At 71.1% G+C, this 26,209-nt stretch carries 27 protein-coding genes, 1 tRNA gene and 1 pseudogene; 14 read left to right on the forward strand and 15 right to left on the reverse strand.

The features are described from left to right. Positions 1-7: 7 nt before the first annotated feature. Positions 8-1,429: a neutral zinc metallopeptidase gene (locus AXK61_RS19825; protein WP_156485763.1), complete on the reverse strand. Its 1,422-nt coding sequence runs from the start codon at positions 1,427-1,429 to the stop codon at positions 8-10. Positions 1,430-1,475: 46 nt separating this feature from the next. On the opposite strand from AXK61_RS19825, the gene AXK61_RS19830 reads away from it, so the two are divergent. Beyond that, the gene (locus AXK61_RS19830) at positions 1,476-3,119 is read left to right on the forward strand and encodes a DUF2207 family protein (protein ID WP_082789460.1); all 1,644 of its coding nucleotides are present in this window, start codon (positions 1,476-1,478) and stop codon (positions 3,117-3,119) included. 34 nt (positions 3,120-3,153) lie between these two features. Then, positions 3,154-4,773 carry an ABC-F family ATP-binding cassette domain-containing protein gene (locus AXK61_RS19835; RefSeq protein WP_068746800.1) on the forward strand — a complete coding sequence of 540 codons (1,620 nt, stop codon included), beginning with the start codon at positions 3,154-3,156 and terminating at the stop codon, positions 4,771-4,773. A gap of 93 nt (positions 4,774-4,866) precedes the next feature. Here the strand turns inward: AXK61_RS19835 and clpX are convergent, their stop codons facing one another. The 4 genes from clpX to tig form a co-directional block, all read right to left on the reverse strand. After that, positions 4,867-6,141, reverse strand: coding sequence for an ATP-dependent Clp protease ATP-binding subunit ClpX (clpX, locus tag AXK61_RS19840; RefSeq protein ID WP_068571009.1), 1,275 nt, complete (start codon positions 6,139-6,141; stop codon positions 4,867-4,869). 186 nt (positions 6,142-6,327) lie between these two features. After that, positions 6,328-6,990, reverse strand: a complete 663-nt coding sequence (locus AXK61_RS19845) for an ATP-dependent Clp protease proteolytic subunit (protein WP_068571008.1) — start codon at positions 6,988-6,990, stop codon at positions 6,328-6,330. Positions 6,991-7,008: 18 nt separating this feature from the next. Next, positions 7,009-7,602: an ATP-dependent Clp protease proteolytic subunit gene (locus AXK61_RS19850; protein WP_175399982.1), complete on the reverse strand. Its 594-nt coding sequence runs from the start codon at positions 7,600-7,602 to the stop codon at positions 7,009-7,011. 137 nt (positions 7,603-7,739) lie between these two features. Further along, positions 7,740-9,161: a trigger factor gene (tig, locus tag AXK61_RS19855; protein WP_068571007.1), complete on the reverse strand. Its 1,422-nt coding sequence runs from the start codon at positions 9,159-9,161 to the stop codon at positions 7,740-7,742. A gap of 168 nt (positions 9,162-9,329) precedes the next feature. On the opposite strand from tig, the gene AXK61_RS19860 reads away from it, so the two are divergent. The 3 genes from AXK61_RS19860 (at position 9,330) to AXK61_RS19870 (ending at position 11,163) form a co-directional block, all read left to right on the forward strand. Then, complete coding sequence (locus AXK61_RS19860) at positions 9,330-9,716, forward strand: DUF1304 domain-containing protein (protein ID WP_068571006.1); 387 nt, start codon at positions 9,330-9,332, stop codon at positions 9,714-9,716. Positions 9,717-9,779: 63 nt separating this feature from the next. Further along, positions 9,780-10,301, forward strand: a complete 522-nt coding sequence (gene speG, locus AXK61_RS19865) for a spermidine N1-acetyltransferase (RefSeq protein WP_068571005.1) — start codon at positions 9,780-9,782, stop codon at positions 10,299-10,301. A gap of 106 nt (positions 10,302-10,407) precedes the next feature. Further along, on the forward strand, positions 10,408-11,163 hold the full coding sequence (locus tag AXK61_RS19870) for a YoaK family protein (protein WP_082777945.1): 756 nt from the start codon (positions 10,408-10,410) through the stop codon (positions 11,161-11,163). On the opposite strand, the gene AXK61_RS19875 is transcribed toward AXK61_RS19870, so the two are convergent. Next, a complete protein-coding gene (locus AXK61_RS19875; protein WP_068746801.1) occupies positions 11,114-11,650 on the reverse strand; it encodes a winged helix-turn-helix transcriptional regulator in 537 nt (178 codons plus the stop codon). The genes AXK61_RS19870 and AXK61_RS19875 overlap by 50 nt on opposite strands. A gap of 88 nt (positions 11,651-11,738) precedes the next feature. On the opposite strand from AXK61_RS19875, the gene AXK61_RS19880 reads away from it, so the two are divergent. The 3 genes from AXK61_RS19880 (at position 11,739) to AXK61_RS19890 (ending at position 14,282) form a co-directional block, all read left to right on the forward strand. After that, positions 11,739-12,440, forward strand: coding sequence for an SDR family oxidoreductase (locus AXK61_RS19880; RefSeq protein WP_068571004.1), 702 nt, complete (start codon positions 11,739-11,741; stop codon positions 12,438-12,440). Between the two features lie 29 nt (positions 12,441-12,469). Next, positions 12,470-12,895, forward strand: a complete 426-nt coding sequence (locus AXK61_RS19885; protein WP_068746802.1) for a tautomerase family protein — start codon at positions 12,470-12,472, stop codon at positions 12,893-12,895. Positions 12,896-12,962: 67 nt separating this feature from the next. Beyond that, positions 12,963-14,282: an MFS transporter gene (locus AXK61_RS19890; RefSeq protein ID WP_068746803.1), complete on the forward strand. Its 1,320-nt coding sequence runs from the start codon at positions 12,963-12,965 to the stop codon at positions 14,280-14,282. Between the two features lie 12 nt (positions 14,283-14,294). Here the strand turns inward: AXK61_RS19890 and AXK61_RS19895 are convergent, their stop codons facing one another. Then, positions 14,295-15,197, reverse strand: a complete 903-nt coding sequence (locus tag AXK61_RS19895; protein WP_068746804.1) for an NADP-dependent oxidoreductase — start codon at positions 15,195-15,197, stop codon at positions 14,295-14,297. A 178-nt stretch (positions 15,198-15,375) separates the two neighbouring features. Here AXK61_RS19895 and AXK61_RS19900 point away from each other — a divergent pair, with 178 nt between their 5' ends. The 3 genes and pseudogenes from AXK61_RS19900 to AXK61_RS25775 all read left to right on the forward strand — a co-directional run bounded on the left by AXK61_RS19900 (position 15,376) and on the right by AXK61_RS25775 (position 17,983). Then, the gene (locus AXK61_RS19900) at positions 15,376-16,653 is read left to right on the forward strand and encodes an ATP-binding protein (protein ID WP_068746805.1); all 1,278 of its coding nucleotides are present in this window, start codon (positions 15,376-15,378) and stop codon (positions 16,651-16,653) included. Positions 16,654-16,843: 190 nt separating this feature from the next. Further along, a pseudogene (locus AXK61_RS19905) lies at positions 16,844-17,587 on the forward strand (uracil-DNA glycosylase); the annotation flags it as partial. A gap of 27 nt (positions 17,588-17,614) precedes the next feature. Then, complete coding sequence (locus AXK61_RS25775; protein ID WP_231855616.1) at positions 17,615-17,983, forward strand: DUF488 domain-containing protein; 369 nt, start codon at positions 17,615-17,617, stop codon at positions 17,981-17,983. 199 nt (positions 17,984-18,182) lie between these two features. Here the strand turns inward: AXK61_RS25775 and AXK61_RS19910 are convergent, their stop codons facing one another. From AXK61_RS19910 to AXK61_RS19920, 3 genes are read right to left on the reverse strand one after another with little or no spacing between them, the layout of a single operon-like run. After that, positions 18,183-18,503, reverse strand: a complete 321-nt coding sequence (locus AXK61_RS19910; RefSeq protein ID WP_068746806.1) for a hypothetical protein — start codon at positions 18,501-18,503, stop codon at positions 18,183-18,185. 19 nt (positions 18,504-18,522) lie between these two features. Then, positions 18,523-19,188, reverse strand: a complete 666-nt coding sequence (locus AXK61_RS19915; RefSeq protein ID WP_068746807.1) for a DUF1361 domain-containing protein — start codon at positions 19,186-19,188, stop codon at positions 18,523-18,525. A 40-nt stretch (positions 19,189-19,228) separates the two neighbouring features. Continuing rightward, complete coding sequence (locus AXK61_RS19920) at positions 19,229-19,750, reverse strand: GNAT family N-acetyltransferase (protein ID WP_231855613.1); 522 nt, start codon at positions 19,748-19,750, stop codon at positions 19,229-19,231. A gap of 331 nt (positions 19,751-20,081) precedes the next feature. On the opposite strand from AXK61_RS19920, the gene AXK61_RS19925 reads away from it, so the two are divergent. After that, positions 20,082-20,155: transfer RNA gene (locus AXK61_RS19925), tRNA-Pro, on the forward strand. A gap of 78 nt (positions 20,156-20,233) precedes the next feature. Next, complete coding sequence (locus tag AXK61_RS19930; RefSeq protein ID WP_068746809.1) at positions 20,234-20,467, forward strand: hypothetical protein; 234 nt, start codon at positions 20,234-20,236, stop codon at positions 20,465-20,467. A 576-nt stretch (positions 20,468-21,043) separates the two neighbouring features. On the opposite strand, the gene AXK61_RS19935 is transcribed toward AXK61_RS19930, so the two are convergent. Further along, complete coding sequence (locus AXK61_RS19935; protein ID WP_068746810.1) at positions 21,044-22,222, reverse strand: benzoate/H(+) symporter BenE family transporter; 1,179 nt, start codon at positions 22,220-22,222, stop codon at positions 21,044-21,046. 22 nt (positions 22,223-22,244) lie between these two features. Here AXK61_RS19935 and AXK61_RS19940 point away from each other — a divergent pair, with 22 nt between their 5' ends. After that, on the forward strand, positions 22,245-22,757 hold the full coding sequence (locus tag AXK61_RS19940; RefSeq protein WP_068746811.1) for a helix-turn-helix domain-containing protein: 513 nt from the start codon (positions 22,245-22,247) through the stop codon (positions 22,755-22,757). On the opposite strand, the gene AXK61_RS19945 is transcribed toward AXK61_RS19940, so the two are convergent. The 4 genes from AXK61_RS19945 to AXK61_RS19960 form a co-directional block, all read right to left on the reverse strand. Next, positions 22,754-23,341: a hypothetical protein gene (locus tag AXK61_RS19945; RefSeq protein WP_082789463.1), complete on the reverse strand. Its 588-nt coding sequence runs from the start codon at positions 23,339-23,341 to the stop codon at positions 22,754-22,756. The two genes, AXK61_RS19940 and AXK61_RS19945, sit on opposite strands and share 4 nt — an antisense overlap. 61 nt (positions 23,342-23,402) lie before the next feature. Beyond that, a complete protein-coding gene (locus AXK61_RS19950; protein WP_068746812.1) occupies positions 23,403-24,170 on the reverse strand; it encodes an ABC transporter ATP-binding protein in 768 nt (255 codons plus the stop codon). Beyond that, the gene (locus tag AXK61_RS19955) at positions 24,167-25,228 is read right to left on the reverse strand and encodes a FecCD family ABC transporter permease (protein ID WP_068746813.1); all 1,062 of its coding nucleotides are present in this window, start codon (positions 25,226-25,228) and stop codon (positions 24,167-24,169) included. Before AXK61_RS19955 ends, AXK61_RS19950 begins: the two co-directional genes overlap by 4 nt. After that, positions 25,225-26,157: an ABC transporter substrate-binding protein gene (locus AXK61_RS19960; RefSeq protein WP_068746814.1), complete on the reverse strand. Its 933-nt coding sequence runs from the start codon at positions 26,155-26,157 to the stop codon at positions 25,225-25,227. The genes AXK61_RS19955 and AXK61_RS19960 overlap by 4 nt, the downstream gene beginning before the upstream one ends. Between the last annotated feature and the right edge of the window lie 52 nt (positions 26,158-26,209).

A 26,209-nucleotide genomic window follows, 5' to 3' on the forward strand; every position in this document is an offset into this window, starting at 1 on the left:
GCTGTGCTCACGCCACGTCGTTCGACGACGCCGCCCACGTGTTGCACCGCGCCAGTCGATTCGTCTGGTAGCCGGTGTTCCACCAGCCCTGAGCGTGGGCGCTGGTCCCGTGGTCGCGGTCGGAGCCGGGCTGGTCGCCCCGCTCCTGGTCCTCGAACGCCGTCCGGTAGTCGCGGCTGGTGAACTGACCACCGGTGTCACTCACCGACTTCACCAGCATCCCGCTGAAGCACTGCGCCTGCAGCTCGGTGCGGCGCGAGACCTCGAGCCCGCGGTCCGAGGTGCGGCCGTACTGCCGTTCCAGCCGCACCTCGGCGGCGAGGATGCCCGTCACCCGCTGCACGTGGTGCCCGTACTCGTGCGCGAAGACGGACAGGTAGATCACCGGCTGGTTCCCGTAGCGGTCCACCTCCAACCCACTCGGCGGCATGTAGAGGGTCTCGTTCGAGGGGCAGTAGAACGCCGCCACGTTCTCCGTCGCCAGATCGGTCGTGCCGCACGGCGAGGAGAGCTTCGTACCGGACGGCACGAGCACGGTGGGCTTGCGGTAACTCAGTCCGGCGCCCTCGGTCGCCGACTGCCAGGCCCGGTCCAGGCACGGCGCGACGCTGTCGAAGAAGCGCTTGCCCGCAGCGCTGTCGGAGGGCCAGCCCGTCGCGGTGCACGGCTGGGTCGGCAGCCCGGCGTTCGCATTCGCGAACAGCGGATTGCCCTGGAGCGCAGCCGTTCCCGTGGGGGTCGAGCCGGCCGACACGGACGAGCCGGTGGTCCCGCGCTGCGAGGTCGTGCGCGTGGCGGCGGCCGGGGTCGTCGAGGTGGCCTCCGACGTGGTGACGGGGCCGCCCGGCGCCCCCGTGGGCGACGCACCCGTGTCCACCGTCGACCTGCCCGCCAGCGCGAGCACCGCGACGCCCAGCAGCAGAGCGATCAGCACCACGATCGCGACGACCAGCACGGCGACCCACGGTCCGCCGCCGGAGCGCACGGGCGGGACCGGCGCCCACGCCGGCGCCCCGTAGCCGACGGGGCGCCCGTACCCGACGGGTGCCCCGTTGCCGGCGGGCCCGCGGTACGGGGCGGGCATCGACCACTGGGCGGGAGGCACGACGCGGGGCGGCGCCGCGGGGACCGGTCGCTGCGGGACGGGCCGATACGCGGGCTGCGCGACCTGCGGCCGAGGGACTCCGGGGCGCGCGGCTCCGGGGCCGTAACTCGGGGCGTAGGGACGGACCGGGCCGGCCGGGCGGGGCGGCACCGTCGGCCTGCGGACGCCGGCGGAGATGCGGTACTGACCCGAGAGACCGTGCGCGGGTGCGGGACGTGGGGCCTGCGCGGGCGGCGGGACGGGGACCCGGCGCGGCGGCGGAGGCCCAGCGGGCGTGCCCGGGCGCGGGTAGCCGCGGCCCCGCGGATCGTACGGATTCCCCACGTCTGCGCCCCTCTCCACCCCTGGACGTCCGTTATCGTACCTAGCCATGTGGGAGGACAGAGGGATGCGTGGTGCGGGGCTGCTCGGCAGGCCGGCGGCGATCGTGCTCGTGGGCCTGCTGGCGGCATTGTTCGCCGTCGCGCCCGCAGCGGCCGATCCGAACGGCGTCGGGGTGGACGTCGCGATGGACCTCCGCGACGACGGCACGCTCGGCGTGACGACGACGATCACCGCCCCTACGGGTCGCGCTGTGGCGCAGCGACTCCCGCTCGACGTGCAGGTCGAGGGCTCCCGGATCCAGCACTTCACGGTGTCCGACGTGAAGGCGGAGAACGGCACCGCCACTGTCGCCGATGGCGCACTGCAGGTCTCCGCGCCGGGCGGCACCACGAAGGTCACGTACACCGTGCGCGGCACGGTGGAGAACGGCCCGGAGCTGCAGCAGTTCACCTGGCCGATCGCCGCTGGGTACACCGTCGACCTCGAACGCCTCACCGCCACGTTCGGCTCTCCGGCCGCCGCGCCGGACTCCCCGCTGTGCGGCATCGGCAGTCCCGGCGAGCGGCGCCTGTGCTCCATGACCGAGACCGACGCCACCGGGCACGTCTCCATGCAACAGACCGGGCTGCCGAAGGGCAAGGCCGCGGTCTTCACCGTGCTCCTGCCCGCGCGCACGGTGAAGGCGGACGCGAGGTTCACCTCCGCGGCCCCGTCCCGCGCCGCCGAGCCCGGTACCGCAGCGCTGATCGCACTGTCGCTGGGCACCGTCCTCGCCCTGGCAGCGGCCGGGTTCGCGCTGCTGCGCCGCCGCGCCGACGACGCGGCGGCCGAGTCCGCGGGCCCGACTGCCGACCTGCTCGTCCCCGCGGGCGCTGCGGGTGGGCGGGCCGGCACCGTCGCCTTCGCCTCGCCCGACGGTGTCCTCCCCGGCCAGGTCGGTGCGCTGGCGGACGGCCGCGTGCGCCCGTCCGACATCGGCGCGACGGTGCTCGACCTCGCGGTCCGCGGCTACCTCTGGATCGCCCAGCTGCCGGGCGGGGACTACCAGATCTCCCGCCGCGCGCCGCTCGACGACGCCGTCTCGCCCACCGAGCGCGCCGTCGTCGACGCGATCCTGCCGGACGGCGCCGAGTCCACCACGACCGGCGAGCTCGCGGGCGGCGCCCGGCCCGTGGCGCTGTCCGGTGCCCGTTCCGCGGCCCGCGCGTCCGTGATCGAGCGCGGCTGGGTCCGCACTCTCCCCCGGGCGCGCCGGACGGCGCTCGCCTTCGCGGTGGCCGAGGTGGGCGCGATCGCGGCGCTGATCTGTGCGTTCGTCGGGGCGACGGTGCTCTGGGCGCTCGCCGTGATCATCCTCGGACTGGGTCTGACGGTGGCCGCCCTCCTGCTCCCGGAGCGGACCGTCGCGGGCAGCCGCCTGGCGGCCGGCGTGGGCGGGATGCGGCAGTACCTGATCGCGACGAACGTCGGCGCGCTGCCGCCGGAACAGCGCGCACAGCTCTTCGAGCGGGGCCTGCCGTACGCGCACGCCTTCGGCGACCTGCGGGGATGGGTCGGGACCTGGGGCGGCACCGTCGGAGCGCCCCTGGACTGGTACCGCTCCGCGCAAGGCCCCGTCGCCGGTCTCACGACGCTCGGCGCCGTCCTCGACGGCGTCGCGGCGCAGGCGGCGGCCGGGGAAATCGACTAGCGTCCACACGGCCGCCACGTCCAGAATAGGACCAATGGGGCATCTCGAGGCGACGCACGTGGAGTACTACCTGCCGGACGGACGGGCGCTGCTCGGCGACGTCTCGTTCCGGATCGGCGACGGTGCCGTCGCCGCCCTCGTCGGCCGCAACGGCGCGGGCAAGACCACCCTGTTGCGCCTCCTCGCGGGCGAGCTGGAGCCGCACGGCGGCACGGTGACCTCGAGCGGCGGTGTCGGGGTGATGCCGCAGTTCATCGGGTCGGTGCGCGACGACCGGACGGTCCGCGATCTACTGCTGTCCGTCTCCCCTCCGCGACTGCAGGCGGTGGCGCGCGAGCTGGACGCCGTGGAGCTGCTGCTCATGGACGACGACGGCGACGCCAACCAGATCCGCTACGCGAACGCGCTGACCGACTGGGGCGACGCCGGCGGCTACGCGGCCGAGACGCTGTGGGACGCGTGCACCGTCGCGGCGCTGGGCGTGCCCTACGACCGCGCGCAATGGCGCGGGCTGACCTCGCTGTCCGGCGGCGAGCAGAAGCGGCTGGCGCTGGAGGCACTGCTCCGGGGTGACGCGGAGGTCCTCCTCCTCGACGAGCCCGACAACTACCTGGACGTGCCGGGCAAGGAATGGCTCGAGGAGCAGCTGCGGCAGACGCCCAAGACCGTGCTCTTCGTGAGCCACGACCGGGAACTGCTCTCCCGCGCGGCGACCCGGATCGTCGCCGTCGAGCCCGCCCCCGGCGGATCGGACACCTGGGTGCACGGCGGGGGCTTCGCCACCTTCCACCGCGCCCGCGACGAACGCTTCGCCCGGTTCGACGAGCTCCGGCGACGCTGGGACGAACGGCACCAGCAGCTCAAGAAGCTCGTCCTGACGCTGCGCGAGCAGGCGAAGTTCAACGACGGCATGGCATCCCGGTATCAAGCCGCGCAGACGCGGCTGCGGCGCTTCGAGGAGGCCGGGCCGCCGCCGGAGCCGCCGCGTCGGCAGGAGATCACCATGCGCCTGCGGGGTGGGCGGACCGGGGTACGCGCGGTGACCGCGAAGCAGTTGGAGCTCACGGGCCTCATGCAGCCCTTCGACCTCGAGGTGTTCTACGGCGAGCGGGTCGCGGTCCTCGGGTCGAACGGCTCGGGCAAATCGCACTTCCTGCGGCTCCTCGCGGGTGAGGACGTGGCGCACACCGGCACCGCGGCGCTCGGCGCTCGCGTGATCCCGGGCCACTTCGCGCAGACGCACGCGCATCCGGAGCTGCAGGGCCGGACGCTCGTGCAGATCCTCCGCGAGGAGCACGCCGCCGACCTCGGGCGATCCATGCCGGCGCTGCGCCGGTACGAGCTGCACGGGCAGGCGGACCAGCGGTTCGAGAGTCTGTCCGGTGGACAGCAGGCCCGGCTCCAGGTGCTGCTGCTCGAGTTCGCGGGGACCACCGCCCTCCTGCTCGACGAGCCGACCGACAACCTCGACCTGGAGAGCGCCGAGGCGCTGCAGGACGCATTGGAGGCGTACGAGGGCACGGTGCTGGCCGTCACGCACGACCGGTGGTTCGCGCGCTCGTTCGACCGGTTCCTGGTGTTCGGGTCCGACGGTGCCGTGCGCGAGGCCGCGGAGCCCGTCTGGCGCGAGGCGCGGGTGCAGCGCACGCGCTGACCGGGCGTCGGCGCCGCGGTGACGCGGTGACGCGGTGACGCGGAAACGACTGCGCCCCCGACCGGTTCCGGTCGGGGCGCGGTCGACGCGTGGTTACGCGCTCTTCTCGCGGCGCTCGTGCGAGCGCTTGCGGGGCACGATGGTGGGCAGCACGTTGTCGCGCACCGTCTCCCCCGTCACGACGACCTTCGCCACATCGTCGCGCGACGGGATGTCGAACATCACGGGGTTGAGGACCTCTTCCATGATCGCGCGGAGCCCGCGGGCTCCGGTGCCGCGATGGATGGCCTGATCGGCGATGGCACCGAGGGCGTCCTCGTCGAACTCGAGTTCCACGCCGTCCATCTCGAACAGGCGCTGGTACTGCTTGACCAGGGCGTTCTTCGGCTCCGAGAGGATCGAGACCAACGACTCCTTGTCCAGGTTGGACACCGACGCGATGACGGGGAGGCGGCCGATGAACTCCGGGATCAGGCCGAACTTGATCAGGTCCTCGGGCAGCACGTCGGCGAAGTGATCGACGGTGTCGACCTCGCTCTTGGTGCGCACCTCGTTGCCGAACCCCAGGCCCCGCTTGCCGATCCGGTCGCCCACGACCTTCTCGAGCCCGGCGAAGGCGCCCGCCACGATGAACAGCACGTTCGTCGTGTCGATCTGGATGAACTCCTGGTGCGGGTGCTTGCGGCCACCCTGCGGCGGGACGCTGGCCTGCGTGCCCTCGAGGATCTTCAGCAGCGCCTGCTGCACGCCCTCGCCGGACACGTCGCGCGTGATCGACGGGTTCTCGCTCTTGCGGGCGATCTTGTCGACCTCGTCGATGTAGATGATGCCGGTCTCGGCGCGCTTGACGTCGTAATCGGCGGCCTGGATCAGCTTGAGGAGGATGTTCTCCACGTCCTCGCCGACGTAACCCGCCTCGGTGAGCGCGGTGGCATCGGCGATGGCGAAGGGCACGTTGAGCATCTTCGCCAGCGTCTGCGCCAGGTAGGTCTTGCCGCAGCCGGTGGGGCCGAGCATGAGGATGTTGGACTTCGCCAGCTCCACGCTCTCGCCGCGCGCGTCCTTGCGCTCGCCCGCCTGGATCCGCTTGTAGTGGTTGTAGACCGCGACCGCGAGGTTCCGCTTGGCCGAGTCCTGCCCGATCACGTAGTTGTCCAGGAAGTCGCGGATCTCGACCGGCTTGGGCAGCTCGTCCAGCTTCACATCGCTGGACTCCGCGAGCTCCTCCTCGATGATCTCGTTGCACAGGTCGATGCACTCATCGCAGATGTACACGCCGGGACCGGCGATCAGCTTCTTGACCTGCTTCTGGCTCTTTCCGCAGAAGGAGCACTTCAACAGGTCTGCGCCGTCCCCGATCCGTGCCATGCCGTGCCCTACTTCCCTTGCCGATGACTGGTCTGCCCGCAGTCCCGAGGGCAGCCGACGTCTGATGTCGACGGTACCCGCGAACCGAATTCCCGGCGACCGATATGAACAGCTTGCTGCAGGTGGCGCCGGGGGCCGCGGAACCCGCGCACGCGGCGTGTCGCGGCCCCCGGTCACCTGCTCGAATTACTTGGCGGACGCCTTGCGGTACGGGAACACCGTGTCGACGATGCCGTACTCCTTGGCCTGGTCGGCCGTCAGGATGTTGTCGCGGTCGGTGTCCTTGCGGATCCGCTCGAAGGTCTGGCCGGTGTGGTTCGCCAGGATCTCGTCGAGACGGTTGCGTACGCGCTCGATCTCGGCCGCCTGGATCTCCAGGTCCGAGACCTGCCCGCGAGCCCCGCCGCCGCTGCGCGGCTGGTGGATCAGCACCGTCGAGTTGGGGAGCGCGGCGCGCTTGCCCGGCGTACCGCCGGCCAACAGGATGGCCGCCGCGGACGCCGCGGTGCCGAGCACGACGGTCGCGACGTCGCAGTGGACGTACTGCATCGTGTCGTAGATGCCCAGCGCGTCGTAGACGCTGCCGCCGGGCGAGTTGATGTACAGCGTGATGTCGCGGTCCGGGTCCTGCGACTCGAGCACCAGCAGCTGCGCCATCACGTCGTTCGCCGAGACCTCGTCGACCTGGGTCTTGAGGAAGATGATCCGCTCGTCGAAGAGCTTGGCGTACGGGTCCATGACCCGCTGCTCACCGTTGGCGGCGCGCTCGAAGAACTGCGGAATCGTGTAGCGGGACTGCGGCGGCAGGTGCAGGCCCTGCGCCGTGTTCTGGGGGAAACCGTCGGTCATTGAAGTGAAGTCCTCTCGCTACTTGACGGCGCTCGCGCGGCTGACGACATGGTCGACGAAGCCGTAGTCGCGGGCCTCCTCGGCCGTGAACCAGTTGTCGCGGTCCGCGTCGGCCTCGATCTTCTCGATCGGCTGGCCGGTGAACTGCGCGTTGAGGCGGTTCATCTCGATCTTGGTCTTGCGGTAGAGCTCGGCCTGGATCGCGATGTCGGCCGCGGTGCCGCCGATGCCGGCGGACGGCTGATGCATCATGATGCGCGCATGCGGGAGCGCGTAGCGCTTGCCCTTGGCGCCGGCGGCGAGCAGGAACTCGCCCATCGACGCGGCCATGCCCATCGCGTACGTCGCGACATCGCACTCGACGAACTCCATGGTGTCGAAGATCGCCATGCCGGCGGAGATGCTGCCGCCGGGCGAGTTGATGTAGAGGTTGATGTCCTTGGTCGGATCCTCCGCGGACAGCAGCAGCATCTGCGCGCAGAGCTGGTTCGCGATGTCGTCGTTCACCTCGCTGCCGAGGAAGATGATCCGCGACTCCAGGAGGCGGCTGTACACCGAATCGTTGAGGTTCAAACCGGCGAGTCCGGTCCGCATGATGGGGTTGGAGGTCATCCGCTGCTCCCTGCCTTTCTTTGCTGACATCGACACTAACGAACGCACGGGGGCGGAACGTCCCCCGGCGCGCCCGGCTCCGCTGAGGGCAGAAAGCCCCGCAGCCGGATCCGGCTGCGGGGCGATCCCTGGTCGAACTACTTCTCGTCGGTGGCGGAGCCCTCGGCGGTGATCTCCTCGGCCTCGGCGACGACGGCCTCCTCGGAGGCGGCCTCCTCGGCGAGCTCCTCGCCGGCGTCGTCACGGTCGAACAGTGCCTTGGTGTCGACGGCGTTGCCGTCGGCGTCCTTGACCGTCACCTCGAGCACGACGTCCGCGAGGCCCTTGCCCCGGCGGACCTCCTGGAACAGGGCGGGCAGCTGCCCGGCCTGCTGGATCTGCTGGATGAACTCGGCGGGCTGCACGCCGTAGCGCTGCGACTGGAAGAGAATGTGCTCCTGCAGCTCCTGCTGGTCGACCTGCACGTCCTGGGCGTCGGCGATCGCGTCGAGCAGCAGCTGGACCTTCACCTGCTTCTCGGCCGACTCGCGGGCCTGGTTCTCGAACTCCTCGCGCGTGGTGCCCTGCGCCTTGAGCGCGGTCTCGAGGAGCTCCTCGTTGTGGCCCACCTGGTGCAGCACGTCGTGCACGTTGGCGTCGGTCTGCTCCTTGACGACCGCCTCCGGCAGCGGCACCTCGACGGACTCGAGCAGCTTGTCGAGCACGGCGTCGCGGATGTCGGCGGCCTGGCCCAGCCGCTTGTTCTGCTCGACGCGCTCACGCAGGTCGGCGCGCAGCTCGTCGACGGTGTCGAACTCGCTCGCGAGCTGGGCGAACTCGTCGTCCAGCTCGGGCAGCTCGCGCTCCTTGACGGAACCGACGACGACGGTGACGTCCGCCTCCTTGCCCGCGAACTCGCCGGCCACGAGGGTGGTCGGGAAGGTCTTCGACTCGCCCGCCGACAGGCCGACGACGGCCTCGTCGAGCCCGTCGATCAGCTGGCCGTTGCCGACCTCGTGCGACAGGCCGGTGGTCTTGGCGTCCTCGACGTCCGCGCCGTCGACGGTGGCCGACAGGTCGATGGTGATGAAGTCACCGGTCTCGACCGCACGCTCGACGCCCTTGAGGGTGCCGAAGCGGGCGCGCAGGCCCTCGATCTGCTCGTCGACATCGGCGTCCGTGACCTCGAGCGACGGGACCTCGACCTCGATGGCCGAGTAGTCGGGCAGCGTGATCTCGGGGCGCACGTCGACCTCGGCGGTGAACGAGAAGGTCTCGCCGTACTCGAGCTTGTCGATGTCGATCTCGGGCTGTCCCAGGGCCTTGACCTCGGAGTCGAGGACGGCCTGGCTGTACTTGCCGGGCAGCGCGTCGTTGATGACCTGCGAGAGCACGGCGTCGCGGCCGACGCGCGCCTCGATCAGCTTCGCGGGGGCCTTGCCCTTGCGGAAGCCGGGGATGTTGACCTGCTGCGCGAGCGTCTCGTAGGCGCGATCGAAATCGGGCGCGAGCTCGTCGAAGGGAACCTCGACACTCAGGCGGACGCGAGTCGGGCTCAGCTGCTCGACGGTGCTCTTCACTCGTTCTCCTCGGGTTGGTATCAGCAGGAGGCCGCCTGATGTGCGGTTTCCTGCGGGCAGCACGGGGCCCCGTCGGGCCCACGGCACTCGGACAATCGTACGCGACGGTGCCGGGCCGGTTCAGGCCGGGAGGGTGGCGGACGGGCGGTCATCGGCCATGATGAACACATGATCCCCGCCGGACTCGTTCTCGCCGCCGTCGCGGCGCTCGTGCACTGCTTCATCTTCTACCTGGAATCGATCGCGTGGACGTCGCCGCGATCGCGTGCGACCTTCGGCACGACGGCAGAGACGGCGGAGATCACCCGGCCTCTCGCCTTCAATCAGGGCTTCTACAACCTGTTCCTGGCGATCGCGGTGTTCCTCGGCCTCGCGCTGTTCGGGCCGCAGCGCGCCGTCGGCGCGACCCTGATCCTCGTGGGCGTCGGCTCGATGCTCGCGGCGGCCCTCGTGCTCGCCCTCTCGGACCGGACCAAGCTCCGCGCGGCGGCGATCCAGGGCTTCGCGCCGCTGCTCGCGGTGGTGTTCCTCGGCATCGGGCTGGCTGCACAGTAGGGGCGCATCCCCGGGAGGCGGACCCACTGGCGATCGGCCCCACGGCGGCCTAGCGTGGACTCCATGACCGTCCAGCTGCGCGCGATGGAACGCACGGACCTGCGGTTCGTGCACGGCCTGTTCAACGACCGGGCAGTGATGTCGTACTGGTTCGAGGAGCCCTTCGACGCGTTGGCCGAGCTCGAGGACATCTACGAGCGGCACATCCACGACGAGCGCGAGCGTCGGTTCATCATCGAGAACGACGGGCTGCCGGTGGGCCTGGTCGAGCTCGTCGAGATCAATGTCATCCACCGGAACTGCGAGTTCCAGATCATCGTGGCGCCGGCGCAGCAGGGGCGCGGCTACGCGAGCATCGCCACCCGCAGGGCGCTCGACTACGCGTTCCGGATCCTCAACCTGCACAAGGTGTACCTCTACGTGGACGTGGCCAACGAGAAGGCGGCGCACGTCTACGAGAAGCTGGGGTTCACCGAGGAAGGGCTGCTCCGCGAGCAGTTCTTCTCGAACGGCCGGTACCGCGATGCGCGGCTCATGGGCGTCTTCCAGCGCGACTTCCTCGCGGTGGACGACGCACCGGCGTGACCTCGGCCTCCCCCGGCTCGTGATGTGACCCGCCCTTGACGGGCGGCCGGGTGTGAATCGGTGCGGCCGTACGGCGAAGGATGCTTCCCGTCGGTAACCATGGGGAATGACCACCCCGACGGAGCAACAGCCCACGAAGCCGCAGCCCCGCCCGGTCGTCTCCCGGGACGCCGCGATCGGACCCGACGCACGCCTGTCCTGGCTCCTCGCCGGCATGGCGGGCATGGTCGGCGCGGTCGCCTTCCTGCACTCCGCGGGATACTTCGTGACCTTCATGACGGGCAACACCGAACGCGCCGTGCTCACGTGGTTCAAGGCGTCCGACGCGCAGCAGGTGGCCGGGGCGGGTGCGCTCGCGGCCACGGCGCTGATCGTCGCCTTCGTGATCGGTGTCGTCGTGGCGTCGATCTGCCGCCGCTACTTCTGGCAGAACCACGCGCACGGGCCGACGGTGCTCACCACCGCGGGCCTGCTGCTCGCGTCGGCGACGGATTTCGTTCTGGACGGCTTCGCGGAGCCCCAGGTGCGCTTCATCCCCATCCTGATCATCACCTTCTCGCTGGGCGCCCTGAACACCTCGTTCACGAAGAACGGCGAGGTCTCGGTCCCTCTCTCGTACGTGACGGGCACGTTGGTCAAGCTCGGGCAGGGTATCGAGCGGCACGCGACCGGCAACGGCACCGTCTTCGACTGGCTCGGTTACGCCCTCGTGTACGCGGGATTCGTCCTCGGCGCCGCGGTCGGCGGCATCATCGGCTCCTTCGTGACCGGCCCGCAGGTGATCCTCGCGGCGGGCCTTCTCTGCGGTGCGATCACGCTGGTGACCTTCCTGCACTCGGATCGCCGCAAGCTGCTGGGTTGACGCGCTCCGGCGCGCCCCACCGGTCCCGGTTGAGCCGGATCTCGATCGCGTCCGGGAGAACCTCCGTCCCGGCCGCGGCCGGCCTGGTCCGGACCGGCTCCCCCGACTCCGTGTCCACGAAGACGAGCGGCGCCCCCTCGGGTTGCAGGTGGGCGTCGCCGAACTGGATCAGCGCGAGGAACACCGGCAGCAGGTCCTGACCCGCCGCCGTGAGCCGATACTCCGCGCGGGTACGCGCCCCGGGCTCGCGGTACTCCGTCGCTGCGATGAGATCCGCCGAGGTCAGTTGTTTGAGCGCGCGCGACACCGCAGGGGCGGAGGTCTCCGTCCGAGTGACGAGATCGTCGAAGCGCGTCGTGCCGTAGAGGAGTTCCCGCACGACGAGGAACACCGTCTTCGTGGTGAGCAGGTCCAGCGTGCGCGCGGCCGAGCAGCCGTCGCCGATCGCCCAGGTACTTCGGTCCCGCAGTCGCTCCTCGAACTCCATCACCCGATCATAACTAACGCTTGCGTTACCCAGACGAAGATGCTTGAATCGAGCTGACTAACGTAGTCATTACTCAGAAGGAGCAGTCATGGTCGCCATCAAGGACGCCGTCATCGTCGTCACGGGAGGCAGACGGGGCCTCGGTGCCGCGCTGGTCGACGGGGCGCTGGCCCGCGGGGCACGCAAGGTCTACGCGACGGGGCGGGAGCCGTTCACCGATCCCCGCCCCGAGGTCGTTCCCGTCGCCCTCGAGGTCCGTTCGACGGAATCCGCCGAGGCCCTTGCGCGGCTCGCGTCGGATGCCGAGGTCGTGTTCAACAACGCCGGGATCATGACTCCCACACCACTGGCGACCGGCGAGCTCGCGGACATCGAGGCGATGTTCGACGTCAACGCGCTCGGCCTGCTGCGCGTGGCGCGGGCCTTCGCTCCGGTACTGGCGGCGAACGGCGGTGGCGCCCTCGTCGACATGCACTCCGTGCTCTCGTGGCTGTCCGGCTCCGGCGGTTACGGCGCGTCGAAGGCCGCCGCGTGGTCGATCACGAATTCGCTCCGTGTCGAACTCGCCGCGCAGAACACCCAGGTCGTCGGCGTGCACGCGGGCTTCATCGATACCGACATGGTGTCGGCGATCCCGGTCCCCAAGGCGACGCCCGACGAGATCGCCACGGCGATCCTCGACGGTGTCGCCACCGGCGAGGTGGAGATCCTCGCCGACGAGATCACGACCATCACGAAGGCGGCCCTCTCCGGCCCCGTCGAAGCCCTGACCTTCCCCGCCGGCGCCTGACCCGACCAATCCGAACCGAAGGAATCATCATGCCGCTCTGGAACATCCACCACACGCCCGATGTCTTCACCGCCGCCGAGAAGGAATCGCTCGCCGCAGCGATCACCGATCAGTACGCGGCGATCGGCCTGCCGCGCTTCTACGTCGTCGTCCTCTTCCACGAGGTCGCACCACAGGACTTCTTCATCGGCGGCACCAGCGCCCCGGTCGCGGTGCGCATCGCGATCGACCACATCGCCCGACACGCCGCCGATTCGACCAGTCGGACACAGATCGCGCAGTGGGTGCGCGGGATGGTCGCACCGTCGCTCGCCCGGCACCCCGACCTGCAGTGGGAATTCCACGTCGACGACACCAGCGAGGAGATGTGGATGATCAACGGCCTCGTACCCCCACCGGCGCAGTCCGAGGCGGAGCGGACCTGGGCGGCGACGAACCGCTCCTCGGCGTACTGACGTCGATTGCGGTCACCGCGAGCACAACCGGTGACGAGGACCCCGGACCGCCGATAGCTTCCGATCGGTGAGCACCGCCACCGTCGAATCCGTTCCCGCGCCCTCCGCTCCCGACCCTGCGCAGTTGCGGCGCGTGGTCGCGGCGTCGCTGCTGGGCACCACTGTCGAGTGGTACGACTTCTTCCTCTACTCGACCGCGGCATCGTTGGTCTTCACCAAACTCTTCTTCCCGGAGACGAGTTCGTTCGTGGGAACGATGCTCAGCTTCGTCACGTTCGCCGTGGGCTTCGTCATGCGTCCGATCGGCGGTCTCGTCTTCGGGCACGTCGGTGATCGGATCGGCCGGCGGCAGACCCTCGCGCTGACGATGCTGCTGATGGGTGTGGCCACGGCAATGATGGGCGCGCTCCCCACCGCCGGCCAGGTGGGTGTCCTGGCCCCGATCCTGTTGCTGCTGCTGCGGATCGTCCAGGGTTTCGCGCTCGGCGGGGAGTGGGCGGGCGCGGTCCTGCTGGCCGTCGAGCACGCGCCCGAGGGCCGCAAGGGCCGATTCGGTGCGGTCCCGCAGGTGGGTCTCGCGCTCGGCCTCGGACTCGGCACCGCCGTCTTCGCACTGCTGCAAACGGTTTTCGACGACGACCAGTTCCTCCGGTTCGGGTGGCGGATCGCCTTCGCCGTGTCGATCGTGCTGGTGGTGATCGGCGTCGCCGTGCGGCTAGCGGTCGACGAGACCCCCGCGTTCGTGGCGGCCCGGGCGACGTTGGACACCACCCGCACGCCCCTGCGTCAGCTGCTGGGCGATCCCGTGTTGCGCCGCAACACGATCGCCGGGTGCCTCGCGCGGTGGGCCGAGGGTAGCGCGTTCAACACGTGGGGCGTCTTCGCCATCACCTACGCCACGGCGACGCTCGCGATGGACAAGATCGGGGTACTGCTCGCCGTGACCGCGGCCGCCCTCGTCATGGCCGCGGTGATCCCGTTCGCGGGCGCACTCGCGGACCGGATCGGGCCGGGCGGGGTGTACGGCACCGGCGTGCTGCTCTACGGCCTCGCGGTGTTCCCCGTGTTCGCACTGTTCGGGACCGCGTCGATCGCCTGGTTCACTGTGGGCCTCGTCGTGGTGTTCGGGTTCGTCCACGGCCTCTTCTACGCCGCGCAGGGCACCTTCTTCGCGAGCCTGTTCCCCACCGAGGTCCGCTACACGGGACTGTCCGTCGTGTACCAGTTCTCGGGGATCTACGCGTCGGGCCTGACTCCCCTCATCCTCACCGCCCTGATCCACGGGGCCGACGGTGCGCCGTGGCCCGCGGCGGGATATCTGGTCGCCACGGCCGCGATCTCGGTGGCGGCGACGGCGTGGATCAGACGGGTCGCTCGGCTCCCGTGAACGGGCACAATGTCATTCGCCGGGCACGAGCACGATCTTGCCGCGGAACCCGCCGCGCCGACTGAGCTTCTGCGCCCGCGCCACCTCCGCCAACGGGAAGGCCTGCACGTCCGGTACGCAGAAGCGGCCGGCGGCCAGGAGCACGCCGAGATCGTCCAACGCGTGCAGCGCACGCCCGCCGTCGCCGCGACTGAAGACGACGCCGTACGCCGCGGCACCGTCGACATCGGCGACGGTGAGCACTCGATCCGGCCCGCCGGCCAGCAGGATCAGTTCCGGCAGAACTCCGTTGCCGGCGATGTCGAGGGCGCGATCGACACCGCCCGGCACCATCCGACGGACGCGCTCCACCACGCCCTCCCCGTAGGCGACGGGATCGGCGCCGAGATCGCGGACGTACTCGGCGTTCCGCGGTCCCGCGATGCCGATCACCCGCGCTCCCCGCGCCACCGCCAGTTGGACCGCGGCACTGCCGATGCCACCCGACGCGCCGTTGATCAGCACGGTCCCCCCCTGCACACCGAGCTGATCGAGGGCCCGGGTCGCGGTCTCGACGGCGGAGGGCAGGGCGGCCGCGGCCTGCGCATCGAGTCCGGCGGGAATCGGTGCGTAGTGCGCGAGCACCGCGAGGTCCGCCTGCGCCCTGCCGTCGGGACAGAAGCCGAACACCCGGTCACCGAGCATGGTGTCCGAGACTCCCTCGCCCACCTCGTCGACGACTCCGGCCGCCTCGTAGCCCAGGTACTGCGGTAGTCCCGGATCCATCAGGCCCTCGCGCTTCGTCCAGTCGCTCGCGTTCACCCCGGCGCCGAGCACGGCGATCCGCACTTCCCCCGGGCCCGGGTGCGGCGCCGGGATCTCGACGATCCGCAACACCTCCGGCCCACCGAACTCATCGAACCGCACCGCCCGCATCGCCGCCCCCGCCCGTCCGCTCCGTACCCGGTGGCACAGTGTTCCGGTGCCCAGTGTCCTCCGCGATCGGTGGGACTCCCAACACCGCGACCCTCGGGGCGCGACCCCTGAGGCACCGTGGGTTCGGACCCGCAAAACCCACATGCGCACACATGTGACCCGTGCCACACTGCCACCCATGAGGCCACGCATCCGGGACTTCCACGACGACGACCTCGACACCGTCGTGCAGCTGTGGGAGGCCGCGCACCACCGCGGCACGACGCCCGTGTACTCGATGGCGGAGGTCATCGCGTCGTGTCAGCAGGACCACGCGATGGTCGCGACGGTGGACGATCGCGTGGTCGCCGTGGCGGTGGGCCGCGCTGCCCACGCTCAGGGGTGGATCGTGTTCTTCGACGTCGCCCCGGACATCGACCGTCGCGTCGCGGGCACGCTGCTCGACGCCCTGGAACGGCGGATGGCCCCGTTGGGGCTCGGCAAGCTCTCCGTCCTCACCTCGGGCGACGACGATGCCGCAGCCGCGTTGTCGGAGAACGGCTTCGAGATCCGCGATCCGGTGCGGTACCTGGAGCGCCCGATGCCCGTGCAGCGCCGCGAGCTCGACCTGCTCAAGGAGGTGGGCGGGCGGCTGCTGCCGCGGCACCTGTGGGACGGCGTGAGCGGCATGCGACAGGAGAAGGAGATGCTCGAGCAGCGCCTCGTGACGCCGCTCGCGCGACCGGACATGGCGGAGCGATTCGGCGTGATGCCGCCGCACGCGGTGATGCTATTCGGTCCGCCCGGCACCGGGAAGACGACCTTCGCGAAAGCCGTCGCATCGCGACTGGACTGGCCCTTCGTGGAGCTCTTCCCCTCCCGCCTCGCCGACTCTCCCGGCGGCCTCGCCGGCGCACTGCGGTCCGCGTTCGAATCGATCGCATCGCTCGAGCACGCCGTGGTGTTCATCGACGAGGTGGAGGAGATCGCCTCGCACCGCCGCGGCGACCCGCCGTCACCCACGCAGGGCGTGACCAACGAGCTGCTCAAGCAGGTGGCGGAGTTCCGCGACCAGGAGGGTCGACTCCTGGTGTGCGCCACCAACTTCGTCCGCGCGCTCGACGACGCGTTCCTCCGGCACGGCCGGTTCGACTACGTCATGCCGATCGGGCTCCCCGACGCCGGCGCACGCTCCGCGATCTGGGGTCGCTACATCCCGGAGCACGTGATCGGTGCGATCGACATCGACGCCCTGACCGTCGCCAGCGAGGGCATGACCCCCGCCGACATCGAGTACGCGGCGCGGCGCGCCTCACAGGACGCCCTGGCCCGTGCGCTCGACGCCGAGGAAGGCGCCCCGCCCCAGGAGCTGAGCACCGACGACTACCTCGCAGCGCTGGGCGCGACCCGAGCCACGGTCTCGCCGGCGGTGGCCGCGGAGTTCTCGGAGGACATCGAGACCTACGCGCGCCTGTGACCGGGTCGTGCGCCGAGGAGCCGAGCGGGTGCACGATTTCGAATACTCGGCGAATCCTGCTATCCTGGTACTCAAGTTCGTGAGCGTGACTGTAAACCGCTCAGTGAAACAGAGGCCGGGGCGCATTACAGGTGCCACCGGCCTCGCCCATATCCGGAGCACGTCTCCTCCGTGGCGATAGCCTCGAAGCATGCCCACGCGAGCCCGATCCACCCGGCCGGAGGACGCACCGTCGGCAGCGGGAAGCGTACGGACCGTGCCGGAGCTGGACGCGCTGATCACCACCTGCCGGGCGTGTCCGCGGCTCGTCGCCTGGCGGGAGGAGGTCGCGCGGGTCAAACGCGCGTCGTTCGCGGACCAGACCTACTGGGGCAGGCCGATACCCGGGTTCGGGCGGATCGACGCGTCGATCCTCATCGTCGGGCTGGCGCCCGCGGCCCACGGCGCCAACCGCACGGGCCGGATGTTCACCGGCGATCGCAGCGGGGACGTGTTGTTCGCGGCGCTGCACGCGGTGGGTCTCGCGAATCAGCCCACGGCCAGCGCGATCGACGACGGCCTGGAACTCATCGACACCCGGATCAGCTCTCCCGTCCACTGTGCACCGCCGGACAACCGGCCGACACCGGACGAGCGCCGCACCTGCTCCCCCTTCCTCGCGCGCGAATTCGAACTCCTCCCGAGGGTGTGCGTCGCCGTCGTGCTGGGAGGGTTCGGCTGGCGGGCACTGTTCTCCGTGCTCACGGAGGGAGGCTGGACGATCCCCCGGCCCCGCCCGAAGTTCGGCCACGGCACACGAGTGGACCTGAGGCACCCGGACGGCCGCCGGCTCACCGTCCTCGGGTGTTTCCATGTGAGCCAGCAGAACACCTTCACCGGGCGGCTCACACCGGCCATGCTGGAGGAGGTGCTGCGGGACGCGAGGCGCATCGCAGCCGAGCGAACGACGGAAGGTGCGACGATGACGGTCCAGGTCAAGCGGGTGTACGAGGCCGAGGAGGCCACGGACGGGAAGCGGGTCCTCGTCGACCGCCTGTGGCCCCGCGGGGTCAGCAAGGACCGGGCCGACCTGTTCGAGTGGTGCAAGGAGGTGGCACCGTCCACCGAGCTGCGCAGATGGTACGAGCACGACCCGGCGAAGTACCCGGAGTTCGTGTCGCGGTACCGCGCCGAGCTCGCGGAGCCCGACGCCGCCGCGGCCTATGCGGACCTTGCGAAGCTCGTAGCGAACGGGCCCGTCACGCTGCTGACCGCGTCGAAGGCGGAGGGGATCAGTCAGGCGCACGTCCTGGCGGCCCTCCTCGAGGAGCGTGACCCGCTCGTCCGTTGACGGATCCAACTTCTCCGACCGGCACGGGGGCCCCTCGGCACTGCTAGCGTCGCGCCGTAGCCGCACTGTCGTTCGCCAACCTCGCCATCCGCCCCGTGTCCGCGCGCCGGCACGAGAAGTGCCTCCACAACGCCGTCGACGCCGCGCTGCAGCTGTCCCGCGGCTGAGTGGAACCGGTGCACGACTGCACGGGCCGGAATCAGCCCCTGCGGGACCACCAGTGACGGGTCCGGCGCGGCTCCGGCGGGATCAGTACCTCACGGAAGCGGTCCGCGAACCCCGCGATGGCGCGCTGCTCGTCCTCGAGCAGTCCACGATTCCCACTGGTGACCTCCAGGGCTATCGGCGTGCCCGGCCCGACGTCGAGGTCCGCCCAGCACAGGGGCAGGTTCTGCGCGAGCAGGCGGCGCCCGCCCACGACCAGGTAGATCCGCGACACGTACCGTGCGGACTCCCAGCTCAGCCTGTCTGCGCGGTCGGCGTCCAGGTAGCCGTCCGCGACGAATCGCTCCAGGTACACAGGGCCGACGGTACGCCGCTCACCCGCGATCCGCGGCCTTCTCGATCTCCGCGACGACCGGCGGAGTGAGCGAGAAGATCGTCAGGTACGCGAGCCCGAAGAACGCGGCCACCGCAGCCGCGACCCCCGTGGACTGCACGTACGAGAAGGGCGAGGTCACCCAGTCGAGCGTGGCGAACACGACGGCGTCCGGCCGCGTCACCAGGTCCCACGAGTTCCAGCGCTGGAACCGCCCGATCACGACGCCGATCGCGCACAGTCCCACGGACAGCAGCACCACGAGCCACCCCCACCGCGCACCGAACTCGCGCTGCAGGCGTCGGTGCACGAGCAGCATCGAGACGACGCCGAGCAGAATCCCCGTCCACGCCGCGAACCCGTACTGGAGCACGTGCCGCCACATGTTCTCCCCGTCTCCGAGGTGCACGAGATCGGTGACCAGGTACGGCGAGTTCGGCAGGAACGCCAGCCAGCCCAGCCCGAGCGGGACGAGCGCCCAGCGGCGGCGCACCGCTTGGAAGCCGAGCGCGAACAGCATCGGGATCCAGGCGAGGAAGAGGTTCCAGATGAGGAACCGGCTCGGGTACGTGAGCGGCGCCGCCGGGTCGGTGGTCCCGAGGACCACGGTCAGCGCGGTGGTGGCGAGCAGGGAGGCCAGCAGCAGGGTGCCGCGCGTTCTCGTCATCCGACCAGTTTGCCAGCCTGCACGAATTCGTTAGGGCCGGTCAGCTCCGCCGAACCATCCGCGACTCGTGGCAGGACCACTCCTCGTCGACCTGGACGGCACCGTCGAGTTCGAAGCCGTGCTTGCGGTAGAAGGCGAGCGCGCGGCCGTTCCCCGTCGCGAGCCACAGGTACGCCTCGCCCGCCCCGATCACCGCCTCCATCAGCGCAGCCGCGAGGCCGGTGCCGTGGTGGTCCGGCAGGACGTTCAGGGACCAGAGTTGTATGCCCGACGGTGCGCCCTCCTCCCGTGCGGTGCCGCCGGTCGCGAAGCCGACGATGCGCTCCGTCGCCGTCTCGACCGCGCACACGGTGCGCACACCCCGCCGCTGCTGGTCGCCCAGGTCCGCGACGATCCGGTTCCAGCGCACGATCCCGTCCGCCGTGGTCAGCGCGTTGAGCTTCGCCCGGTCCACCATGCCCGGGTACGTCGCCTTCCAGACCTGGACGTGCACGTCCGCAAGTGCCTCGGCGTCGCCGGTGCGCGGCGTCCGGAGCGCGTAGCCCTTCGGTTCGTGAGTCACGACACCCATTGTACTGCCGCGTCCACCGTGCGCGCCAGGAGCATCGCGATCATCATCGGGTCGACTCCGCCCGGCACCGGGGCGAGCGCCCCGCCACCCCGCTGGCCCCGGGGAGCCCACTGCGAAACCCCATTGCCGGTGGCCGCGCCCGTCCGTAGCGTTCCGCGGCGACTCCGCCCAAGTCGCGTCTACCCGGTAAGGAAGCGACCTGCCCGCGACGGTGAGGGTGGCCGCCCGTTCGAGCCGGGCCGGAGCCGGAGGGCTCACAACGACGCGGGCGCAGTCGGGGTCCTCGCGCCGGGTACTCTCTACCTGGTCACGGAAGTGATCACGGGATGTGGCGCAGCTTGGTAGCGCATTCGCTTTGGGAGCGAAGGGTCGCAGGTTCAAATCCTGTCATCCCGACAGAATATGCAGGTCCGACGGTGGATTCATCCGACCGCGTGCCCGATCCCACGGACCGCGCGTGGCCTAGAATCGGGCATGCCGATCAAATCCGGCCCCGTGGGCATCGACCGGCACGGCGGGCGGCACTGCTGGTGCTGCGGGGCGATGAAGTTCGCGCCCTACGAGCAGGTGGACCTCATCTGCTGGGGCTGCCGGGCGGTGAACACCACCGCGGATCCGGAGCCATCGCGCCCGACGCCCGTTCTGCCCGCGGTTCCCCGGCGGCGGGGCCTCTCCGCGATCGGCGACCTCGGCGGGCTGCTTCCGTAGCGCCAGCAACCCAACCCAACGGCGACCTCGGCGCAGTGAGTCTCCGCGGACGCTGCGCGACACCCGCTCACGCTGCACGACTGTGCGTACGCACCGCGTGCGCGCGAGCGCGTGGAGTGCGCGGATGGATGCGTGCGGCCTCCTGTGGCCGGCCGACGTTGGATTCCCTGCGGTTTTCGGTGATCGCGACCCGCGATGTCGTCGCCGAAACCGCTGGCAACTGTCGTCCCCCGCGCCGCACCGAGAGGCGGCTCAGGCGTTTCGTCCCCGGTGAAACGCCGGGCGTCTGGTGCGGGAGCGGCCGTCCCCCGCGCCGCGCCGTCGTCCCCCACGCCACGTCCGTTGTCCCCCGCGTCGCGCCGTCGTCCCCCGCGCCGCGTCCGTCGCCCGGCACCGTCGGGCTACACGACCCCAGCCATGCGCGCGACGCATGGCTTGATGTCAGAAAATAGCCTCTGACGTGCAGTTATGCAGCCATGCGTGGCACGCATGGCAAATGAGAACGACTACGCCTCCTCCGAGGAACGCCGCCACCCGACCGAGCCCGCCTCCCGCGGCCGCGCCAGCGCCCGCGCACTACTCCGAGGACCGTCGAACCCCCAGCAGCAGGTAGACGACGATGCCGACCACGAGCGCCCAGAACGCCGACCCGATGCCGGCCACCGTCGTCCCGGACGCGGCGACGACGAAGGTCACCGCGGCCGGCACCCGAGCCTCCACCTCCGCCATCGCCCCCGCGCACGCAGCGGCGAACGCGCCCACGAGCGCGACGCCGGCGACGGCCTGGATCACACCCTCGGGCGCCGCGAGCACGACCGCCGTCAGGCCTGTACTGACCACGCCAAGAACGAGATTCGCAGCCCCCGACGACACACCGGCGATCCAGCGGCGCGACGTCGGCCCCGCATCCGGTCCCGCGGCGAGGGCGGCGCTGATCGCGGCGAGGTTGATCGCATGCCCGCCGAACGGCGCACCGACCGCCGACAGGACACCGGTCACCGTCAACGCCGGCCGCCAGGGGACCGAGTAGCCGTACGTCGCGAGCACGGCCGCACCGGGGATGTTCTGCGAGGCCATGGTCACGATGTACAGCGGCAACAGCACGCCGGTCATCGCCTGCAGCGTCCAGGCGGGTGTCGTCCACTCCACGTGCGGCACCAGCGCCGAGAAGGCGGGGACGGCATCGTCGCGCACCAGGGCGATGGCGATGACGACCAGCGCGACCACGAAGGCCAGTGGGACCGCCCACCGCGGCCGGACCTTGAGCAGCACCAGCCACACGAGCAGCACCGGCGCGACGGCCGCGGGATGCGCGGCGAGCGCCTTCACCGGCGCGATGCACAGCGGTAGCAGGACGCCCGCGAGCATGGCCTGCGCGATCGGCGTGGGGATCCGCTGCACCCACCGCGCAAGGGCGGGCCACAGCCCGGTCACCACGAAGAGAACCCCGCACACCACGAACGCGCCGACCGCTGCCGGCCACCCGCCCGCGACGGCGCCGGTGGTCGCGAGCAGCGCGGCACCGGGCGTGGACCAGGCGCTGATGATCGGCATCCGGTACCGCCAGGACAGCAGCGCGGATGCCGCTCCCATGGTCACCGTGACCGCCAGCAGCCCCGACGCGGCCTGTCCCGGGCTCGCACCCACTCCACGCAGTCCGGCGAGCACCACGGCGAAGGCGGAGGTGTAGCCGACGAGGGCGGTGACGATGCCCGCCCCGACGGGCACCATCGTTCCGTTCTCAGAACGTTCCATGAACAGAACGTAGCATGGGGTCATGCCCTCCCCCGATGTCGGCGGCCGTCTCCGCGAGCTCCGCACCGAACGCGGCCTCAGCCTGTCCGAGCTCGCCCGCCGCGCGGGCGTCGGGAAGGGATCACTCTCGGAGATCGAGGCCGGCGGGCGCAATCCCACGGTCGAGACCCTCTACGCCCTCTGCGTTCCGCTCGACGTACCCCTCACCGCCCTGGTCGGCGAATCCCCCGGGGCCCACAGCGTCGCCGACGGCGGCATGCGCACCGCGCTCCTCTCCGTGCGCCACCTACCGCACATGACCGTCGAGGTCTTCCGGCTGGAGTTCCCCGCCGGGTCGGACCACGTCTCCCCCGGGCACGGTGAGCGGGTCCGGGAGCACCTCACGGTGGTCGACGGGGCGCTGGTCGTCGGCCCGGTGGGCGACGAACGACTCGTGCAGCAGGGCTACTCGCGCAGCTGGACCAGCGACGGGCCGCACCGGTTCGCCACCGTCGGCGGCGCCGAGGCCGTCGTGGTGATCACGACCCCGCGTTAGAAGGTCTTCACACCCGACGAGGCGACGACCATCCCGTGCCCGGTGGTCCGGTGGGTGAACGCGGTCCCGTACTCGTTGGCGACGATGAACCAGCCGCGGGCCGTGTAGGTCCGGTAGTCGAGCGTGATCGGATCCGTCACTCCGAGATTGCCGAGCACGTAGGTGAGATCGCCGTCGCTCGTGACGTTCACGCCGTTCGCCTCGTCGCCGGATTCGGTACGCGGGCGGGGCCGGTCGAACTCCAGCTGGCAGCCGACGCTGGTCTCACTGACCTGACAGGTGGTGCGCCCGCTGCGCGTCCGAATGACGGTGTAGGCGTTGCCGTTCTCAGGCAGGACGACCGCCGTCGCGGCCGCACCCGACGGCCGCGCGCTGGTCGTGGTCGACGGTGCGGTGGTCGTCGTCGCCGGCGCCTCGGGAGCGGGCGTGGCGATTCCCGGCCCCACGCCGCCCGGAATCACCGTGACACCGTTCGCGCCGTTCCCGGACACCGTCGCCGAACACCCGGCGAGCAGCGCCGAGCAGCCGACGACCACCGCCATCGCGAGTCGTGTGCGCATCGCGGCCTCCAGATCCGTCGTCACTCCTGCATCAAGAGTAAACATTGATCCCTCCCAGCGCAGCGACCAGTCTCAGCGCCGGCGTTCAGCGCAGCAGCCCCAGGACCGGCCGGCCGTCGGGTCCGGTCTCAACGTGCACGCGGGCGCCGAAGTGCGCGGCGATCAGGTCCGCGGTGAGCACCTGCGCCGGCGTCCCGGCAGCGGCGACCCGGCCTCCGGACAGCAGCACCAGCCGGTCCGCGTACTGCGCCGCGAGCGTGAGGTCGTGGATGGTGGTGATCACGGTCAGCCCGTCGTCGCGGCGCAGGCGGTCCACGAGGTCCATGACCTGCTGCTGGTGCCCGATGTCCAGGGCCGTCGTCGGCTCGTCGAGCAGCAACACGGGCGCCTCCTGAGCGAGGGCGCGGGCCAGCACGACGCGCTGCCGCTCGCCGCCGGACAGGTGATCGACGTCGCGCTCGGCGAACCCCTCGAGGCCGAGCCGGGCCAGCACGGCATGCACGATCCGGCGGTCGTCCGCGCTCTCACGCCCCAGGTAGGCGACGTACGGCGACCTGCCGAGCAGCGCGTAGTCGAACACCGTCATCCCCTCGGGGAGCTGCGGCGACTGCGGGGCGTAGGCGAGAAGGCGCGCGCGGTCACGGGGGCGCAGCCGGCGCGGGTCGGCCCCGTCGACGGTGACCGTCCCCCCGCTGCGCACCAGGCCCAGGGCGGCGCGCAACAGCGTCGACTTCCCGGCCCCGTTCGGCCCGATCACCGCGGTCCACGAGCCCGACGGTGCCGTCATCGCCACGTCGTGCAGTACGGGGCGCCCGTCGAGCGCGACATCGACGCCGGAGAACTCCACGCTCACAGCCCGCTCCGTTCCCGCATCGCGCGCAGCACGCCGACGAAGAACGGACCGCCGACGAACGCGGTGACCACACCGAGCGGCAGCTCGCCGGGAGAGACGACGGTGCGCGCGAGGATGTCGGCGAGCACCAGGAAGACGGCACCGCCGAGGAGGGAGAGCGGGAGCACCGCCCGGTACGAGGTTCCCGCGAGCCGGCGCACGACGTGCGGGACGACGATGCCCACGAACCCGATGAGCCCGCCCACCGCGACGGCGGTGGCGGTGGCGAGGGACGCCGCCACGAGCACCAGCACGCGGACGCGCCGCGCCGAGACGCCGAGGGTCGTGGCCTCGTCGTCGCCGACCCCGAGGACGTCGAGCAGGCGACCGTGGAGCACCAGCGCGACCACGGAGATCCCGGCGTAGGGCAGGACGGCGAGCAGTCGCGGACCGTCGACCGAGGCCACGCCGCCGAGCACCCAGGAGTAGATGCGCTGCAGTTCCTGGGCGTCGCGCTGCATGAGGAAGGTCTGCACCGCGCTGAGGAATGCGGAGACGGCGACGCCGGCCAGGAGCAGCGTCGACGTGCCTCGCCCACCTGCCGCACTGCCCAACGCGTAGGCGAGGGCGACGCCCGCGAGCGCCCCCACGAACGCCGCGACGGGCACCGTGGCCGCGGGGTCGCCGGGCAGGAACACGATGGTCGCGGTGGCACCGAGGCCCGCACCGGCCGCGGCACCCAGCAGGTACGGGTCGGCGAGCGGGTTACGGAAGACACCCTGGTAGCCGGCGCCCGCGATCGCGAGGAGCCCGCCGACGAGAGCGGCCGCGAGCACCCGCGGAAGCCTGATCTCCACCAGCAGGTTCCGCTCCAGGCGCGTGAGCCCCGAGTCGACATGGACGCCGGGCAGCAGATCGACGAGCTCCGTCAGGACGGCGCGGGCGGGCAGGTGGACCGCCCCGACCAGCAGTCCCGCCACCATCGACGCGAGGAGCGCGACGACGGCGACCGACAGCGGGACCGGACGCAGGCCGCCCGCGCGCCGCGGCACCGTCGACGATCGGACCGGAGCGCTCACCGCCCGGCCGGAACCTTCTGCGCCGCACGGGTGACCGCATCGGCGACGGCCCGGTAGAAGTCGGGCAGGCGCGGTCCCCAGCGCGAGGGCACGTCCGCCGGGAGGGCGACGACGGTGCCGTCCCGTACGGCCCGCAGGTCGCGCCAGCCCGGGCGCTGCGCGACCACCTCGGGGGTCTGGCCGCAGCACTGGGTGTCGGCCAGGAGGATCAGCGCCGGATCCGCCTGGAGCAGCGCCTCCTGCGAGAGCTGCGGGTACCCCGTGCCCGGCTTGTCGGCGGCATCGGCCACGTTGTGCAGCCCGAACGCGCCGTAGACCTTCCCGATGAAGGTCGACGAGGTGACGGTGTACAGCTGGGCGTCGAGCTCGTGGAAGTAGCTCAGCGGCTGGGCGGGACGCGGCGCGGCGCGGATCGACTCGTCGATGGCGGCGCGCATCCGTGCGGTGAGCGCCTTCGCGTCCGCCTGCCGGCCGGTCGCGGTGCCGAGGTCGGTGATCTGGTCGAGCGCGCCGTCGAGGTCCTTCGCCGCGGGCTCCACCAACACCGGGATCCCCACCTTCTGCAACGCCGCGACGATGCCGTCCTGGTCGTCGGAGACGACCACCAGGTCGGGCTTGTAGCCGATGACCGCCTCGGCGTTGGGTTTGAAGCCCGAGAGCGCCGTGCGCGGAGCCTCGGCCGGGTAACTGGACTGGTCGTCGACCGCGACGACCTGCTTCCCCGCCCCGATCGCGAAGAGGGTCTCGGTGTGCGTGGGCGCGAGCGAGACGATCCGCTGCGGCGCGACCGGTACGGTGATCCGGCCGTTGGCGGCGTCCACCACAACGGTCCGCCCCTGCGGCTCCTCGGCCGCCGAGCCGCAGGCCGCGACGAGGACGAGCAGCGCCGCGAATGCGGCGAGGGCCGCCGTGCTCCGGTGCGAACGCATCGTCTTCTCCTCCGGTTCGTGCGGATCCAGTGTGGCAGAGGCCGTACTGTTG

It is taken from the genome of Tsukamurella pseudospumae (assembly GCF_001575205.1).
In the GTDB taxonomy this organism is placed as follows: domain Bacteria; phylum Actinomycetota; class Actinomycetes; order Mycobacteriales; family Mycobacteriaceae; genus Tsukamurella; species Tsukamurella pseudospumae.